Raw genomic sequence first — 17,094 nt, 5'->3', positions numbered from 1 at the left:
GGGCGGCGTCATGAACCCAGTGCCCCGTATCCGGCGCGGTTTCCGGCTCCAGTGGGAGCCGGCCCAGGCGTGCTTCGTGCTGCTCTATCCCGAGGGCATGGTCCGGCTCAACGGCAGCGCCGGCGCCATTCTCGAGGCGGTGGACGGCGAACGGGATGTCGAGACGATCATCGAGCGCCTGCGGACCCGGTTCCCCGACGCCGGCGATCTGGGCCCGGACGTGCGCGAGTTCCTGCGCGAAGCCGAACGCCAGCACTGGATCGAATGGCAATGACCCCGCTCGACGCCTCCGCCCCCGTGGGGCCGCCGCTGTGGCTGCTGGCGGAACTCACCTACCGCTGCCCGCTGCAGTGCCCCTACTGCTCCAACCCGCTGGACTTCGCCCGGAGCGGGGACGAGCTGAGCACCGCCCAGTGGCTGGACGTGCTCCGGCAGGGGCGGGAACTGGGCGCGGCCCAGCTGGGATTTTCCGGCGGTGAGCCCCTGGTGCGCCAGGACTTGGCCGAGCTGATTGGCGGCGCCCGGGCACTGGGCTACTACACCAACCTGATCACCTCGGGTCTGGGACTGAGCGACGCCAAGGTGGCGGCCTTCGCGGCGGCGGGGCTGGACCATATCCAGATCAGCTTTCAGGCATCCGATCCGGAACTGAACGACGCCCTGGCCGGTTCCCGCAAGGCCTTCCGACAGAAACTCGCCATGGCCCGGGCGGTGAAGGCGGCGGGCTATCCGATGGTGCTCAACTTCGTCATCCACCGGCACAACATCCACCAGATGCCGCAGATTCTCCAGCTGTGTGAGCAGCTGGACGCCGACTATGTCGAGCTGGCGACCTGCCAGTACTACGGTTGGGCATTCCGCAACCGGGAAGGGCTGATGCCGTCACAGGCCCAGCTGCGGGCGGCGGAATCCCAGGTCAACGACTACCGGGCCCGGTTACATGCACGGGGCGCCCCGATGAAACTGATCTTTGTGACGCCGGACTACTACGAGTCGCGCCCCAAGGCCTGCATGAACGGCTGGGGCAGCCTGTTTCTGACCGTGGCCCCGGATGGCACCGCCTTGCCCTGTCACAGCGCCCGGCTGCTGCCCATCGACTTCCCCAACGTCCGGACCATGAGCCTGGCGGAGATCTGGTATCACAGCCCTGGCTTCAACCACTATCGCGGGGATGCCTGGATGCCCGAGCCCTGCCGCTCCTGCGAGGACAAAGCCAGGGATTTCGGTGGTTGCCGCTGCCAGGCCTACCTGCTCACCGGCGATGCCGACAACGCCGATCCGGTCTGCGACAAGTCGCCCTACCACGACCGGATCCTGGCCGCCCGGACCGCCGCCGACCACGCCCGCACCGGACTGGACGACCTGCTCTATCGCAATGCCCGCAACTCGCGCCTGCTGTACCGGGGCTGAGCCCGCGAGCCGCCGCCCGATCTCGGCCTGGGCGGCCTGTGCCGGCGTGGTTCAGCGTGCCGGGCTGGTGGCTTCTGCCGCCGGACTGTTCTGGCTGGAAGCCGGGCCCGGACCGGGCCGGGTGGGCCTGTACCACCACGACGGCGGCACTGTCCGGGCGCTGGAGGGCGTCGGCGAGAGCCTGGGCAGTCGGGTCAACGGCTACGGCGGTGGCACCCTGGCGGCGTTGCCGGAGACGGTGGTGGCGGTGACTGAAACTCAACGTCTGGTGGCCGTGGAACCGGTCTCGGGCCGTTGTCGCGTGCTGGCGGCCGAGCCCGGCGTGGCTTGGGGCGGCTTGGTGCCGGACCCGCGCCGGGAGCGGGTGCTGGCGGTGCGGGAGGAGGCTTCGGGCCAGTGCCTGATGGCGGTGGATCGCCGGGGCCGCCGCCAGTGTCTGCATCGGGGCGAGGACTTCTACGGCGCGCCGGCCCTGTCCCGCTGCGGCCGCTGGCTGGCCTGGGTCAGCTGGCGCCTGCCCGACATGCCCTGGGTGCGCAGCCGGCTGTGGTTGGCGGAGCTGAACGCCGACGGCCATCCGGTGGCGGTCCGGCCATGCCCGGCACCGGCCTCCGGCTCGGTGCAGCAGCCGGTGTTCGACGATACCGGTCTGTGGCTGCTGTCGGACCATGCCGGCTGGTGGCAGCCGTGGCGGGTCGACCCGGCCAGCGGCGCTTGGCAGGCGGCGCCAGCACCGCCGTTGGACCACGCCAACGCACCCTGGCAGCTGGGCGAGCGGCACCACTGTCCGCTGCCCGGGGGCGGCTGGGCCCGGGTGCGCTATGACCAGGGGATCGGAACCCTGTGGCTGAGCCCGGCTGGCGGCCAGGCCTGCCCGGTGGCGGTCGGCGACTGCACGGACTTTCGCTGGCTGTGCCGGTGGCGGGATCAGCTGTTGTGTGTGGCCCGGTCGCCGGACCGCTTCGACGCCATCGTGGCGATCGACCCGCGGTCCGGCCGGCATCGCCGGCTGGCCGGTGGTGAATCCCCGCCGGGCCGGCCGTTGCCCCGGCCCCGCTCGTTTATTGTGCCCGGGCCGGAGCCGGTGCAAGGGTTCTTCCACACCGCCGTGCCCGAGCGTCCGCGACCGCCGGTGATCCTGATGGTCCACGGCGGCCCCACCTCGGCGACCTACCCGGTGTACGACCCGCACCTCCGGTTCTGGCGTGAACGGGGGTTCGCCGTGGCCGAGGTGAACTACCGGGGCAGCACCGGCTTCGGCCGGAGCTTCCGTCAAGCCCTGGCCGGGCACTGGGGGCAGCGGGAAGTGGACGACCTGATCCGCAGCGCCCGGCATCTGGGCGCGCTGGGCTGGGTGGACCGTGACCGGGTACTGATCCAGGGGCGCAGCGCCGGGGGCTACTCGACGCTGCTGGCACTGGCGGCCAGCGACGTTTTCCTGGCCGGCGCCAGCCTGTACGGCGTCACCGACCCCCGGTCCCTGCGCCGGCGCACCCACCGCTTCGAGTCCGGCTACCTGGACTGGCTGCTGGGAGACCCGGACCGCCATCCCATGCGCTGGCGGGCGCGAACCCCCCGGCTGCGGGCGGCGGCGATCCGGGCCCCGGTGATCTTCTTCCAGGGCGGCCGGGACCGGGTGGTGGTGCCGGAACAGACCGACGCCATGGTCCGGGCCATGCGGGCGGTCGGGGGCCGGGTGGAGCAGTGGCTGTTCGAGGACGAGGGGCACGGGTTCCGGGACCGGCGCAACCAAGCCCGCATGCTGGTTCGGCTGCACCGTTTTTACCGGCGGGCCTGTCGCCGGGCCGGTGCCGGTGGCGCAAAGTTGAGTTAGACTGTCGGCTATTCCTATAACAACAGACGCCGTCGGGAAACACGCCCATGACTCACGACATTTCTTCACTGCGCAAGTTTGTCTCGCCGGAAATCGTGTTCGGCGCCGGTTCCCGCCGTTCCGTCGCCAACTTCGCCAGCAACTTCGGCGCCCGTCACGTGTTGTTGGTGTCGGACCCGGGGGTGGCGGCGGTCGGCTGGGTCGGCGAGTGTGAGGCGCTGCTGGAGGCAGCGGGCATCCGCACCACCGTGTTCACCGGTGTTTCCGCCAACCCCAAGGTGGACGAGGTGATGGCCGGGGCGGAGCTGTACCGGGCCAGTGACTGCGATGTCATCGTCGCCATCGGCGGTGGCAGCCCGATGGATTGCGCCAAGGGCATCGGCATTGTCGCCAGCCACGGTCGTCACATTCTCGAGTTCGAGGGCGTCGATACCATCACCCACCCGCCACCGCCCCTGATCCTGATCCCCACCACCGCCGGCACCTCGGCGGACGTGTCTCAGTTCGCGATCATTTCCGATCCCGGTCGCCGCTTCAAATTCTCCATCATCAGCAAGGCGGTGGTCCCGGACGTGTCCCTGATCGACCCCGAGGTGACGGAAACCATGGACCCGTTCCTGACCGCCTGCACCGGGGTGGATGCGCTGGTCCACGCGATCGAGGCGTTCGTGTCTACCGGCAGTGGGCCCCTGACCGACACCCACGCCCTGGAAGCCATCCGCCTGATCAACCGCTATCTGGAACCGCTGGTGGCGGACACCGCCGACGCCGAACTGCGGGAGCGGATCATGCTGGCGTCGATGCAGGCGGGTCTGGCCTTCTCCAACGCCATCCTCGGGGCGGTACACGCCATGTCGCACAGCCTGGGCGGGTTCCTGGACCTGCCCCACGGGCTCTGCAACGCCCTGCTGCTGGAGCACGTGGTGGCCTACAACTTTCCGTCGGCGGAGGCGCGTTTCCGCCGGGTGGCGGAGGCCATGGACATCGATACCCGGGGGTTGACCGCCCGGCAGGTGAAAGCACGGCTGATGGCCCGGATCATGGAACTGAAGCGCCGGGTGGGGTTGGAGGCGCGGCTGACCCAGCTCGGTGTCACCAGTGCCGATATTCCCTATCTTTCAGGCTACGCCCTGAAGGACCCCTGCATCCTCACCAATCCGAGGAAGTCGTCGTTGCGGGATGTCCAGGTTGTCTATGAAGAAGCCCTCTGACGAGCACACCGGCGGCTATGGCATCGGCGACCTGCTGGGGCTGGGCAGCCAGTCCGTCCGCAAGAACTACTACCCGGCGCTGCAACAGCGCATCGAAGAGCTGGAGCAGGAGCGGAACCGCTACAAGTGGCTGTTCGAAAACGCATTGCACGGCATCTTCCAGGCCAACCTGCGGGGCGGCTTTCTGGCCTGCAACCCCGCCATGGCGCGGATCTGCGGCTACCACAGCCCGGAGCAGCTGGTCACCCGGGTGATCCGGCTCCGGGAACAGCTGTTCTGCCGTTCCGCCGACTTTGATGCCATCCGCCAGGCCCTACTGGACAACGGCAGTGTGAGCGCCCGGGAGACCCGCTTCCTGCGAGCCGATGGTCGCCCGGTGCACGTGGCGGTGACCCTGTTGCGGCGCCCGGATCTGGGGCCGGAGGTGGTGGAGGCGTTCGTGGCCGATATCACCGAACGGGTGCAGGCTCGGCAGAAGCTGGAGCAGCTGAATCAGGAGCTGGAACAGCGGGTCGAGGCGCGGACCCGGGCGCTGCGCAGTGCCAACGCCGACCTGCGTCACCAGATCGAGGAGCGGGAACGGGTGGAACGGGAACTGATGGTGGCGATCGAGGCCGCCAAGGCGGCCAATCGCAGCAAGGACAAGTACCTGGCCGCCGCCAGCCACGATCTGCTGCAGCCGCTGAATGCGGCGCGCCTGATGATCTCCGCACTCCAGGACAGCGACCTGCCGGCACCGGAACGGCGCATGGTGCACCAGGTGCACCGGGCCCTGGAAGGGGCGGAGGAACTGCTGGCGGACCTGCTCGACATTGCCCGCGTGGACCAGCGGACCATGACCCCGGACCTGGCACCGACCGATGTCACGGCCCTGCTGGAGGGACTGGCGGACGAGTTCGAGGCGGTGGCCGAACACGCGGGCCTCCGGTTCCGGCGCCGGCTGGTCCCGGCGGTGGTGCATACCGATGCGCGCATGCTGACCCGGATCGTTCGCAACCTGCTCAGCAATGCCTTCCGGTACACCCGGGCCGGCGGAGTACTGCTGGCCCTGCGCCGGTGCCGGGACGAGCTGTGCATCGAGGTATGGGACTCCGGTGTCGGCATCGAGGCGGACCAGCTGCAGGACATCTTCACCGAATTCCGTCAGTTGCTGCCCCAGGGCACCGGCGGCCGCCAGGGCGTCGGTCTGGGGCTGGCCATCGTCGAGCGCATGGCGCGGATGCTGGGGTACCCGGTGGAGGTGGCCTCCCGGCCGGGTCGGGGGTCCCGGTTCCGGTTGCGACTGCCACGGCTGCCGGAAACAGACACCCCCGAGCCGAAGCGGCCGGCCGCCCCGGGCCAGGCGGTCACCGGCGCCGGCGTGCTGGTGATCGACAACGAACCGACGGTGCGTGAGAGCATGGCGACGCTGCTGGCCCGCTGGGGGTGCGAGGTCCACGTCGCGGCGGGCGAGGCGGAGGCTCTGGCGCTGGTGGCCCAGGGGGTGGAACCGTCGGTGATTCTGGCCGATTATCATCTGGATGACCGGCTCACCGGTGACCGGGCGATCGCCGCCCTTCGGCGGCGCCTGGCCCGGCCGGTACCGGCGGCGCTGATCACCGCCGACCGCAGTGACGAACTGCTGCGGCGGATGCGGGGGCAGGGGCTGCCGGTGCTCAACAAGCCGGTCAAGCCCAACCGGCTGAGGGCCCTGCTGACCAGTCTACTGGCGCCGGTGGCCTGAACTTTTTCCCGTGTACACTGACTACACGTGTCGGAAAGGTCCGGCCGGTTCCGTGTCGCCGGGGTAGCGACAACTTCGTATGCGACGGCCCCGGCCGCGCGTTACCCTGACAGCAAACGGAACGGACAGACAGGAGGGATCATGCGCGAATTCAGAACCGAAACAGACAGTCTGGGCGAAGTCCGAGTACCGGCGGACGCACTCTGGGGAGCCCAGACCCAACGGGCCATCGACAACTTCCCGGTGAGCGGCCAGCCGCTGCCGCCGGCGTTTATCGCCGCCGTGGCCCAGGTCAAAAAAGCGGCGGCGGAAGCCAACACCAGCCTGGGGCTGCTCGACAACGCCCGCCGCGACGCCATCGTCGCCGCCTGTGACGAGATCCTGCGTGGCGAACACGCCGACCAGTTCCCGGTGGACCGGTACCAGACCGGCTCCGGCACCAGCACCAACATGAACCTCAACGAGGTGATCGCGGCGCTGGCCCGCCGGCAGGGGGTGGAGGTTCACCCGAATGATCACGTCAACATGAGCCAGAGCTCCAACGATGTCATCCCCACCGCGATCCACGTCAGTGCGGTGGTGGCGGTGCGGGAGCGGCTGATCCCGGCGCTGACGCACCTGCAGGGCGTGATCTACGAACGCGAGGCGGAGTTGTCCGGACAGGTCAAGACCGGGCGCACCCACCTGATGGACGCGATGCCGGTGACGCTGGGCCAGGAGCTGCGGACCTGGCGGGAGCAGCTGGTGGCTGCGGAGCGCCGCCTGGACGCGGCAGCCGACGAGCTGCTGGCGGTGCCCCAGGGGGGCACGGCGGTAGGTACCGGGGTCAACGCCGCGCCGGAATTCGCCGAGCAGTTCGTGCGCTTTCTACGGGACAACACCGGCCATCCCTTCCGCAGCCTGGAGCACAAGTTCGTCGGCCAGAGCGCGGTGGATGCGCCGGTGGCGCTGTCCGGGCAACTGCGCGGTGTCGCGGTGGTGCTGATGAAAATCGCCAACGACCTGCGCTGGATGAACAGCGGCCCGATCCACGGCCTGGCGGAAATCAGCCTGCCGGCGCTGCAGCCGGGCAGCAGCATCATGCCGGGCAAGGTCAACCCGGTGATCCCGGAGTCGGTGGCCATGGTCGCGGCTCAGGTGATGGGGCTGGATGCGGCGGTGGCGCTGGCCGGCCAGTCCGGCAACTTCCAGCTCAACGTGATGCTGCCGCTGGTGGCCGGCAATCTGCTGGACATGGCGGGTCTGCTGAGCCAGGCCGCCACCCTGCTGGCGGACAAGGCGATCCGGGGCTTTACCGTCAACGCCGACAACCTGAACGCCGGCGTGGGTCGCAATCCGGTGCTGGTGACCGCGCTGAATCCGGAGATCGGCTATGCCCTGGCCGCGGACATCGCCAAGGAGGCCTACCGGACCGGCCGGCCGGTGATCGACGTGGCCGAGGAGCGCAGCGGCCTGAGTCGGGCCCAGCTGGAACGGCTGATGGATCCAATCAAGCTGACCCAGGGCGGGCTGGGCTGAGCCCACCACCGGACACCGGGAGGAACGGGTGCTGATCACGCTGGAACTGTTCGTCATGCTGGTCTTGGCCAACGGCATGCCCGTGGTGGTGGCCAAGCTGTGCCGGGGGGCCTGGGACTGGCCGATCGACGGCAACCGCCACTGGCCGGACGGCCGGCCGGTGCTGGGCCCGAGTAAAACCTGGCGGGGATTGGTGTCCGGCGCTCTCTCAAGCGCACTGTTTTCCGCCTGGGTGGGGCTGGGGTTCCTGTTCGGCTTGGCGTTCGGCCTGCTCGGGCTGCTGGGCGACATGGCCAGCAGTTTCGTCAAGCGGCGGCTGGGCCTGGCCTCCAGTGCCCGGGCATTGTGGCTGGATCAGCTGCCGGAAGCGGCTCTGCCGATGGCGGTGGCGGTGCTGTGGTTGCCGGTGGCGGTTTGGGACGCGACGCTGGTGGTCCTGCTGTTCGCCCTGTCCAACATCTTCTTTTCCCCGATCCTGCACCGGCTGGGCATTCGTAAGCACCCCCACTGACGGCCCGGCTAGCCGGGCCCGCGCGTGAGCCGGTGCAGGGTGACCTCCGGCGGGCAGTTCAGGCGCACGTTGAGCACCGAGGTGCCGGAGCCGGGCGAGGTATAGCCCTGCATGCCGTTCACCTGCCAGTAGCCCCGACCCAGGCGGCGGGGGCAGTGGGCGTCCAGTGTCACGGGGATGCCGCCGGGCAGGCAGATCTGGCCACCGTGGGTGTGGCCGCACAGAAACAGGTCGTAGCCGGCGAACGCGGCCTCGCGCCAGATCTCTGGGGTGTGGCTCAGCAGGATGCTGATGCCGCCGTCGGGAATGTCGTCCCCGGCCCGGTGCAGATTGTGAGCCTTGTAGAAGTGGCCGTCGTCCACCCCGGCCAGGTAGAGCCGTTCCCGCTGCCGCTCCAGGGGCACCATTTCGTTCATCAGCAGGCGGTAGCCCATGTCTTCCAGGGCCGGCACCATGCGGATGCTGTCGTGGTTGCCGAGGACCGCGAAGGCGTCCCCCCGGATGGCCCGCCGCAGCCTGGCCATGCCGGCCAGGGCATCGTCGATCGGGCCCCAGGTCAGGCGCCGGTAGTCGCCGGTGAGGACGCACAGGTCGTAGTCCAGCGGCGTGATCCGGTCGATCACCGCCTGCAGGTTGGCCTCGTCCATGTCCACGTGAAGATCGGTCAGGTGCAGAATGCGAAAGCCTTCGAATGCCGGCGGCAGTTCCGGAATCACGAACCGGTTCTCGACCGTGGCCAGCTTTCGCGAGTTGGCCTGTGCCCGCCGGTACAGGCCAACGCAGCGCAGGCAGAAACGGATCAGCCCCGGTGCCGTGGTCAGGTTTTCCAGGTGGAAGGTGCGCCGGTCCTTGCCGAACACCCGGGCCTCGGTTTCCTGTTCGATGGCCAGGCGCTGGCGGGCGTGGACCGGTCCCAGGCGGAGGCTGAGGCGGTACGCCAGCAGCTCGTCCTGGTCTTCGGGGGTACGGGCTTGGGCCGTCATTTGTTTTCCTTGATGCCGAGTGGTCCCGTCCGGGCCGGAGCCTGCGGAACACGGAAACCCTGTCTGTCATTATGGTGCCGCTGGCCGGGTATGCAACCGGAAGGCGACAATCGTCATATTGGGGGATGCCCGCCAAAGCCGTTAAGCTAGGCGGGAAAACACAACAAGCAGAGGTGTGTATGACGTCATCATGCGAGGTGCCGGGACTGACCGTGCCGCGCAGCCGGTTCCCGGATCCCGAACACGACCTGCCGGCCGAGGCGGGCGAGGCCCGGGCGGTGCTGGCCGGCGGCTGTTTCTGGTGCGTCGAGGCGGTGTTCCTGGCGGTGGACGGGGTGACCCGGGTGGTCTCCGGCTACGCCGGTGGCAGCGCCGAAACCGCGAACTACGAAGCCGTGTGCACCGGTACCACGGGCCATGCCGAGGCGGTGGCCATCCACTACGACCCGGCCCGGGTGAGTTACGGCGGGCTGCTGAAGGTCTTCCTGTCTGTCGCTCACGACCCCACCCAGCTGAACCGGCAGGGCAACGACATTGGCCATCAGTACCGGTCGGCCATTTTCTATGAAACCGAGGCGCAGAAGACGGTGGCCGAGGCCTATCTGCGCCAGCTCGAGCGGGCGGGCGTCTACCAGGACCCCATCGTCACCACCCTGGAACCGCTGACCGAGTTCTATCCGGCCGAGACCTACCACCAGAACTACGCCGCCCGGAATCCGCACCAGCCCTACATCATGGCGGTGGCCGCGCCCAAGGTGGCCAAGCTGGTGGCCCAGTATCCGGGCCGGCTGAAGCCGGAGTACCGGCGTGAACCATCCGATCGAGACGAGGAGGTATGACATGACGGTATCCGCCGCGGGGTACGACCTGACCCCGCTGACCCCCGAGCAGGTGGCCGAGAAAGCGAAGGACCTCACCCCCGAGGAACGGCAGGTGCTGCTGGATCACGGCACCGAGCACCCGTTCTGCGGCACCCTGCTGGACAACAAGAAGACCGGCACCTACCACTGCCGCCTGTGTGACCTGCCGTTGTTCAGCTCGGCGGCCAAGTTCGACTCCGGCACCGGCTGGCCGAGTTTCTTCCAGCCATTCGATCCGGACCACATCCGCTATCTGGAGGACCGCAGCCTGGGCCGGGTACGCACGGAGATCCGCTGCCCCCGTTGCGACAGCCACCTGGGGCACGTGTTTCCAGACGGTCCGCCGCCGACCGGCCAGCGCTATTGCCTGAATTCCATCGCCATGGTGTTCCGGGAGGTGGAATAGGCTCCGCTTCAGTCACCGGCGCCGGTCGCCGTGGCCACGTAGTGCGCCACGGCCCGGATCTGGGCCTCGGATAGGCTGTCGGCGAACGGCGGCATGATGCCCACGCCGCCGGTCACCGCCAGCCGGACCCGCTCCTCGTTGGGCCTGAGCTGGTCCAGATTGGGGCCGATGGCGCCGGTGGCGCCCGCGTCCGCCAGGGTGTGGCAGAGGCTGCAGGACGGCTGCGCCTCTCGGGTGAACACGGCCTTGCCCTGGTCAAACAGCTCGTCGGCCAGGGCGGAGGTGGCCAGGACCACACCGGTGAGGCACAGGGCGAACGGGCGCAGGCTCATGATCGCCGTCATGCCACCGTGAGCGTCACGCCGTGGTCCCGCCAGCCGTTGTGGCCGTACCCCCGTTCGTTGTCCTTCCGGCCTTCCGGCTGCGGGTTGCCGTCCACATCCGTGGCGCGGCTGACCAGCCGGTGTTCACCGGCGCTCAGGTCGGTGGCGAACACGAAGGGGCGCCAGGCGAAGGGGCCCAGGTCCGGCCCCAGGAACCGGGCCGGCTGCCAGTGCTCACCGCCGTCCGTGGATACCTCGACCCCGGCCACCGCCCGGCTGCCGCCAAAGGCCACGCCATAGATCATGGTGCGTCCCGGCCGGCTCTCGCTCAGCGGCGCGGTGATCCAGGATTTCACGTTCATCTCCCACATGGAGGGCTGGTCCGGCGCGCCCTTCATGCCGACGTCCCGGATGCGGTAGCCGGAGGCCTGAATCTTGGCGTCCGTCTGCTGCTCGGTGAAGGCCACCCGTTTGACGTACTTGACGTTATTGACACCGTAGTAGCCCGGCACCACCAGCCGCAGCGGGCCACCGTGCGCCCGGGGCAGGGGTTCGTCGTTCAGGCCCCAGGCCAGCAGGGCGTGCTCCAGGGCCCGGGTGGGCACGGAGCGTTCCACCACCACGGTTTTCGGATCCAAGCCGTCCGGCAGGGTTTCACCGCCGGTGCTGGTGATGTAGGTGGCGCCGGCCACCGGGCCTCCGAGGGCCTCCACGACCGTTTTCAGCGGCACGCCGGTCCACATCACGCAGCCGGCCGCACCGACCGACCACTGGGTTCCGCTGGCGCCGTGGGGGAAGAAGGCGCGACCGTTGCCGGAACACTGCAGCACCGAGGCGACGGTAACGACGCCCAGACTCTTGAGTTCGGCGACGGTCAGTGTTTTCGGATTCTTCACGCCGTCGATGCGGACGGCCCAGGTATCGGGCTGGTCGGTGACATCCGCCGGAGGCGGCGGCAGGTTGTTGCGCACGAACAGGCGGTCGCTTGGCGTCAGGACGCCGCTGCCGATGGCATCCCGGCGGGTTTCCATGGTATTGGCGCTGTGTACGATCAGGGCGCTCTGGTCTTTCCAGGCGGCGTAGTCCGGCAGAGTCATCGCGGATTGCGCCCGGGCCAGCGGGGTGAACCCCAGCAGGCTGACCGAGGCCATGGCACCGGCACTGCCCACCAGCAGCGCCCGGCGTCCGGGATTGTCCAGCCCAGGGCTATTCGGCCCTCGCTGGAGCGGGATTGGGCGTGTCATGTTCCGTCTCCTGTTGGTGTTGTCGTAGGACGGCCCGACATGCCCCGAACTTCTCGGGCATATCCTTAGTTCTTATAGTTCGCTGATCAGAAAATAGCCAGTTCGGTCGTGGGTTATTCCGCCGCCAGGGGGAGGGGCTATAATGCGCCGTCATGCCGGGCACCGCCCCGTGCGGTCCGATAATCTGGGAAAGGATGTTGCTGCGATGATCCGACTGAAACTGAATCCGCTGACCGAGTCCGCCACTTGGCTGCGCCGTGCCGTCGTGGTCGTTGGCTCGGTCGGTCTGACCGCCCTGTATTCCCTGTTGGTGCTGCTGCGGGCGCTGTTCGGCAGGCTCGATCGCCGAATCGTCGACCAGTACTGCCGGGAATGGTCCGCAGCCCTACTGAAGCTGGTGCGGGCGAATCTGACGGTGCGCGGGGCGGTGCCGGATTTCAACGACGGTCGCCGCTATATCATCATGTGCACCCACGCCAGCCACTACGACATTCCCGTCAGCTTCGTCTCGCTGCCCGGCTCTATCCGCATGCTGGCCAAGAAGGAGCTGTTCCGGATTCCGTTGCTGGGGCCGGCCATGCGGGCCGCCGAGTTCCCGTCCGTGGACCGCTCCAACCGAACTCAGGCGGTGCGTGACCTGGAGCGGGCCCGGGGCATGATGGAAAGTGGCATCGTCCTGTGGGCGGCGCCGGAGGGCACCCGTTCCCCGGACGGTCGTCTGCTGCCGTTCAAGAAAGGCTGTTTTCACCTGGCACTGGACACCGAGGCGGTGATCGTGCCGGTGGCGATCCGTGGCATCCACCAGGTGCTGCCCGCACGCTCCTGGCAGATCAACCTCGGCCAGCCGGTTGATGTCCGGGTCGGTCAGCCCCTGGACACCGCCGGCCTGGGCAAGGAGGCCCTGCCCGAGGTGATGGCGGAGGTGCGCCAGCGGCTGGAGGCGCTGCTGGGCAACGGTGAGCCGGAGTAGGGCTCCGGCGTTCAGGCGGTGGCGAAGCCGGCGCTGACCACGGTGGACAACAGGTAGCCGGTGTAGGCGACGTAGGCCATCAGCAGCAGGCCGCCGTCCAGGCGGGTGATGGTGCGTTGCCGGCCGGTCAGCCCCCAGCCCATCAGCAGGAGCAGGACGGTGAGGCCGAACATCAGGGTCCAGTCCCGCTCCAGCACTTCCGCCGCCACTTGCAGCGGTTCGATGGTGGCCGCCAGGCCCACCACCGCCAGGGTGTTGAAGATCCCCGAGCCCAGGATGTTGCCGAGGATCAGGTCGTGTTCGTTCTTGCGCACCGAGGCCAGGGCAGAGGCCAGCTCGGGCAGCGAGGTGCCGATGGCGACGATGGTCAGGCCGATCACCAGGTCGCTCACCCCCAGGGCCTGGGCGATGGTCACCGCGCCCCACACCAACAGCCGGGAACTGACGATCAGCAGTACCAGCCCCACCACCAGCCACGCCAGGGCGACCTTCAGCGGCATCGGATGGGCCACCAGATCGGCGTCCGGCTCGCCCGCCAGGGGGTCGCCCTTGCCCCGAATCCCCTGATAGATGGACCAGCCCATGATGCCGGCGAACACCAGCAGCAGGGCGGCGCCGTCCAGGCGGGACAGCTGCCCGTCCAGCAGTTGCGCGCCGGCGAACAGGGTCAGGCCCACCAGCAGCGGCAGCTCCTTGCGCACCACCTGCGAGTGCACGGTGATGGGGGCGATGACTGCGGTCAGGCCGACAATCAGGGCAATGTTGGTGATGTTGGAGCCGTAGCCGTTGCCCAGGGCCAGGCCCGGGTTGCCATCGGCCGCGGCCATGGCGGAGACCGCCAGTCCCGGCGCCGAGGTGCCGAACCCGATGATCACCATGCCGATCAGCAGGGTCGGCATGCCCAGGTGTTTGGCGGTGGCGGCGGCGCCTTCGACGAATTTGTCCGCGCTCCAGACCAGCAGTACCAGTCCGATCAGGATCGAGCCAAAAGCCAGCAGCATGGGTAAGCCTCAGTGGATGAATCGTCCGAGCATGAACACCCCGGCGTAGCCCAGGGTGTATGCGGCCAAAAGGTGGCCAAGATACCGCATGTAGGCAGCGAAGGTCAGCCCCTGGATCTTGCTCATGGCGACGATGCCGGCCGCCGAACCGATGATCAGCAGCGAGCCGCCGACGCCGACGGCATAGGTCAGTCCCATCCACTCGCCCGGGGTCATGGTGATGCCGGCCTTGAGCAGTGCCGCGGTGAGAGGAACGTTGTCGATCACCGCCGAGAAGATGCCCATCAGATAGTTGGCGTACAGCGGTGGCAGCAGATCGTAGATGGCGACCAGAGAGTCGAGGGCATGAATTTCCTTGAGCATGCCCACCAGCAGCAGAATGCCAAGGAAGAACAGCAGGGTCTCGAATTCGATGATGCGGATGTATTCCAGGATCGGGTCCAGGTCCGAGTCGTCGCTCATGAAGCGGGACACCAGGAACATGATCGAGAGCCCGAACAGGAAGGTGAGGACCGGGGGCACCGCGAACAGGGCGTTGCCCGCGATGGTGCACAGGATTGTCAACAAAAACAGGCCGCCGATGACGGCGTCCACCCGACGGACTGGGTGGGTGCTGGCCCTGAGGATGACGGTGCCGGTCAGCCCCCGGGACAGGAACAGCGCCAAGATGAAAACGGTGATGGCGGAGGGGATGGCCAGGGTCAGCAGGGTCAGTATTTTCACCTTGTCCGCGAGAAAAATCATCAGCGTGGTGACGTCACCGGTGATCAGGGAAACGCCGCCGGAGTTGACGGCGAACACCACCAGAGTGACGAACTGGATGCGTTTTTTCAGCTCAAGATTGAGGGAAAGAATCAGCGAGCATGAGACTAAAGTTGCAGTTATATTGTCTGCCAAAGACGAGAAAATGAAACAGAAAAGTCCGGTCAGAAAGAGCAAACGGCGTTCGCTGACCCGCCTGGGCATGACCAGATAGATCACGTTCTCAATCATGCCCTTCTTGTTCAGGTAGGCCACGAACGTCATCGCCGCCACGAGGAACAACCAGAGCCCGGCGATTTCCGCGATGCTCTCCGTCAGACCGGTATTGATGGCGGCGGTTTCCCGGGCGTTGTCACTGAACAGGAAAAGCAGCATCCAGGCCAGGGTGCCGAAGAACAGTGTGACCTTGGCCTTGTTTATGTGGATGACTTCTTCGAAGATGACGCCCAAAAGCGCCAAGACAGCGATTATAATCAGAACAGCATCAAGAGCAGTCATGGGACTTTCCAAAGCGGTGCGTTGAATGGCCCCCGGGGCCGGGACGAATACGCGCCGGATTGTAGTCCTTTGACCCGGAACGGGCCACTGTCCGTAACTGACACACAGCACCGAAGTATGCCGGCGACAGCCGGGCCAACGCGCAACTGTTGACAATCGCAATTTATTATTTCCCCGAAAATCGGGATAATTGCGCGCAAATTCAGACAGGAAGCACACGGCTGCGTCTTGTACCTGAGGCACGACCGGCTTCCGACAGGCTCTCCTGCTGATCGTGGGAGGAGCGAACAGGCTCAATACTAGCTAGGGTAAAAACCAATGGCCGTTAGACAGGCAGACGTAGTGCTGGTCGGCGGTGGCGTCATGAGCGCCACCCTCGGCATGATGCTCAAGCAGCTGGATCCGTCCCTGGACATCGTCATGGTGGAGCGACTCGACCACGTTGCCCATGAAAGCACCGACGGATGGAACAACGCGGGGACCGGCCATGCCGGCTACTGCGAACTGAACTACACTCCGGAAACCGAGGATGGCGACGTGGCCATCGAACGGGCCCTCAAGATCAACGCCCAGTTCGAAGTGACCCCTCAGTTCTGGTCCTACCTGGTAGAGCAGGGAATCCTGCCCGAGCCCAAACACTTCATCAACCGAACCCCGCACCAAAGCTTTGTTTGGGGCGAGAAGGACGTGGCGTTCCTGAAGCGGCGCTATGAGAAGCTGCGGGCGCACCACCTGTTCCAGGAAATGGAGTACACCGAATCTCCGGAGCAGCTGGAAGAGTGGATGCCCCTGGTGATCCGGCACCGGGATCCGATGCAGCGGGTGGCGGCGACCCGGGTCAAGCACGGTTCGGACGTGGACTTTGGTTCCCTGACCCGCAGCATGGTGAAGTGGCTGGAAAGCCAGCCCAACTTCGAACTGATGCTGAGCTGTCCCGTGCACTACATCGACCAGCGCGAAAACGGCCGCTGGAAGCTCCGGGTGAAAAACCAGAAGACCGGTGAAGTGACCAAGCTGGAAGCCGGCTTCGTGTTCCTCGGGGCGGGGGGAGGTGCCCTGCCGCTGCTGCAGAAGTCGGGCATCGACGAGGCCCGGGGTTACGGCGGCTTCCCCGTCAGCGGGCAGTGGCTGGTGTGCCAGAAGCAGGAGATCGTCACCCAGCACCACGCCAAGGTGTACGGCAAGGCCCCGATCGGCGCGCCGCCGATGTCGGTTCCGCACCTGGATACCCGCATCATCAACGGCGAGCCGGCCCTGCTGTTCGGTCCGTTCGCCGGCTTCACCACCCGCTTCCTCAAGCAAGGCTCCATCTTCGATCTGTTTGGCTCCGTCCGCCCCACCAACCTCAAGCCGATGCTCTCGGTCAGCAAGAACAACATGGACCTCACCCGCTACCTCATCGGTGAAGTCTTCCAGTCTCACAGCGACCGGGTGGCGTCCCTGCGCAACTTCTTCCCGGATGCCCGCGAGGAGGACTGGAAGCTGCAGATGGCAGGCCAGCGGGTACAGATCATCAAGCAGACGCCGGATGGCGGCGGCAAGCTGGAGTTCGGTACCGAAATCGTGGCGTCCAAGGACGGCACCCTGGCCGCTCTGCTGGGAGCCTCGCCGGGAGCGTCCACTGCCGCGAACGCGATGATTGACGTGATCGAGCGCTGCTTCCCGGAGAAAATCAAGAGCGACGACTGGCAGGAGCGCATGCGGCTGATGGTGCCGTCCTACGGCCAGACCCTGGTGGACAACGCGGCGTTGCTGCACGAGGTGCGCGAGCGTACCCTGACAACGCTGCGCCTGAAACCGGACGCCTGATCCGCCAAGGCCCGCCCCGCGGGCCGCTGCA

16 protein-coding genes are annotated in these 17,094 nt (G+C 67.3%); 11 read left to right on the top strand and 5 right to left on the bottom strand.

The window, feature by feature from the left end:
* The first annotated feature begins 10 nt into the window (after positions 1-10).
* The 7 genes from pqqD (at position 11) to BTO32_RS11660 (ending at position 8,207) form a co-directional block, all read left to right on the top strand.
* Positions 11-274, top strand: coding sequence for a pyrroloquinoline quinone biosynthesis peptide chaperone PqqD (gene pqqD, locus BTO32_RS11690; RefSeq protein WP_076724801.1), 264 nt, complete (start codon positions 11-13; stop codon positions 272-274).
* Positions 271-1,410, top strand: coding sequence for a pyrroloquinoline quinone biosynthesis protein PqqE (gene pqqE / locus BTO32_RS11685; protein WP_139339061.1), 1,140 nt, complete (start codon positions 271-273; stop codon positions 1,408-1,410). The genes pqqD and pqqE overlap by 4 nt, the downstream gene beginning before the upstream one ends.
* Positions 1,376-3,244, top strand: a complete 1,869-nt coding sequence (locus BTO32_RS11680) for an alpha/beta hydrolase family protein (protein ID WP_245820320.1) — start codon at positions 1,376-1,378, stop codon at positions 3,242-3,244. Before pqqE ends, BTO32_RS11680 begins: the two co-directional genes overlap by 35 nt.
* Positions 3,245-3,291: 47 nt before the next feature.
* On the top strand, positions 3,292-4,455 hold the full coding sequence (gene ercA / locus BTO32_RS11675; RefSeq protein ID WP_076724799.1) for an alcohol dehydrogenase-like regulatory protein ErcA: 1,164 nt from the start codon (positions 3,292-3,294) through the stop codon (positions 4,453-4,455).
* Positions 4,439-6,178 (top strand): PAS domain-containing hybrid sensor histidine kinase/response regulator, encoded by a 1,740-nt coding sequence (locus BTO32_RS11670; RefSeq protein WP_076724798.1) that lies wholly within the window; start codon positions 4,439-4,441, stop codon positions 6,176-6,178. The genes ercA and BTO32_RS11670 overlap by 17 nt, the downstream gene beginning before the upstream one ends.
* 141 nt (positions 6,179-6,319) lie before the next feature.
* The gene (locus BTO32_RS11665) at positions 6,320-7,696 is read left to right on the top strand and encodes a class II fumarate hydratase (protein ID WP_076724797.1); all 1,377 of its coding nucleotides are present in this window, start codon (positions 6,320-6,322) and stop codon (positions 7,694-7,696) included.
* Positions 7,697-7,724: 28 nt separating this feature from the next.
* Positions 7,725-8,207 (top strand): CDP-archaeol synthase, encoded by a 483-nt coding sequence (locus BTO32_RS11660; RefSeq protein WP_076724796.1) that lies wholly within the window; start codon positions 7,725-7,727, stop codon positions 8,205-8,207.
* 8 nt (positions 8,208-8,215) lie between these two features.
* Here BTO32_RS11660 and BTO32_RS11655 read toward each other — a convergent pair whose 3' ends face one another.
* Positions 8,216-9,190 (bottom strand): metallophosphoesterase, encoded by a 975-nt coding sequence (locus tag BTO32_RS11655; RefSeq protein ID WP_076724795.1) that lies wholly within the window; start codon positions 9,188-9,190, stop codon positions 8,216-8,218.
* Positions 9,191-9,369: 179 nt separating this feature from the next.
* Here BTO32_RS11655 and msrA point away from each other — a divergent pair, with 179 nt between their 5' ends.
* On the top strand, positions 9,370-10,029 hold the full coding sequence (gene msrA / locus BTO32_RS11650) for a peptide-methionine (S)-S-oxide reductase MsrA (protein ID WP_076724794.1): 660 nt from the start codon (positions 9,370-9,372) through the stop codon (positions 10,027-10,029).
* A gap of 1 nt (position 10,030) precedes the next feature.
* The gene (gene msrB, locus BTO32_RS11645) at positions 10,031-10,456 is read left to right on the top strand and encodes a peptide-methionine (R)-S-oxide reductase MsrB (RefSeq protein ID WP_076724793.1); all 426 of its coding nucleotides are present in this window, start codon (positions 10,031-10,033) and stop codon (positions 10,454-10,456) included.
* An 8-nt stretch (positions 10,457-10,464) separates the two neighbouring features.
* Here the strand turns inward: msrB and sorU are convergent, their stop codons facing one another.
* Complete coding sequence (gene sorU, locus BTO32_RS11640; protein WP_076725090.1) at positions 10,465-10,788, bottom strand: SorU family sulfite dehydrogenase c-type cytochrome subunit; 324 nt, start codon at positions 10,786-10,788, stop codon at positions 10,465-10,467.
* 8 nt (positions 10,789-10,796) lie between these two features.
* Positions 10,797-12,023: a SorT family sulfite dehydrogenase catalytic subunit gene (sorT, locus tag BTO32_RS11635; RefSeq protein ID WP_076724792.1), complete on the bottom strand. Its 1,227-nt coding sequence runs from the start codon at positions 12,021-12,023 to the stop codon at positions 10,797-10,799.
* 205 nt (positions 12,024-12,228) lie between these two features.
* On the opposite strand from sorT, the gene BTO32_RS11630 reads away from it, so the two are divergent.
* A complete protein-coding gene (locus BTO32_RS11630) occupies positions 12,229-12,993 on the top strand; it encodes a lysophospholipid acyltransferase family protein (RefSeq protein WP_076724791.1) in 765 nt (254 codons plus the stop codon).
* A gap of 11 nt (positions 12,994-13,004) precedes the next feature.
* Here the strand turns inward: BTO32_RS11630 and BTO32_RS11625 are convergent, their stop codons facing one another.
* A complete protein-coding gene (locus BTO32_RS11625; protein WP_175618661.1) occupies positions 13,005-13,994 on the bottom strand; it encodes a calcium/sodium antiporter in 990 nt (329 codons plus the stop codon).
* A gap of 9 nt (positions 13,995-14,003) precedes the next feature.
* Positions 14,004-15,254 (bottom strand): sodium:proton antiporter NhaD, encoded by a 1,251-nt coding sequence (nhaD, locus tag BTO32_RS11620; protein WP_076724790.1) that lies wholly within the window; start codon positions 15,252-15,254, stop codon positions 14,004-14,006.
* 318 nt (positions 15,255-15,572) lie between these two features.
* On the opposite strand from nhaD, the gene mqo reads away from it, so the two are divergent.
* Positions 15,573-17,063, top strand: a complete 1,491-nt coding sequence (mqo, locus tag BTO32_RS11615; RefSeq protein WP_076724789.1) for a malate dehydrogenase (quinone) — start codon at positions 15,573-15,575, stop codon at positions 17,061-17,063.
* The last annotated feature ends 31 nt before the right edge of the window (positions 17,064-17,094 follow it).

This window comes from Marinobacter lutaoensis, assembly GCF_001981305.1.
GTDB lineage: Bacteria > Pseudomonadota > Gammaproteobacteria > Pseudomonadales > Oleiphilaceae > Marinobacter > Marinobacter lutaoensis.
The sequence above is the reverse complement of the archived record's forward strand: the minus strand, read 5'-3'. Positions and strand labels throughout refer to the sequence as shown.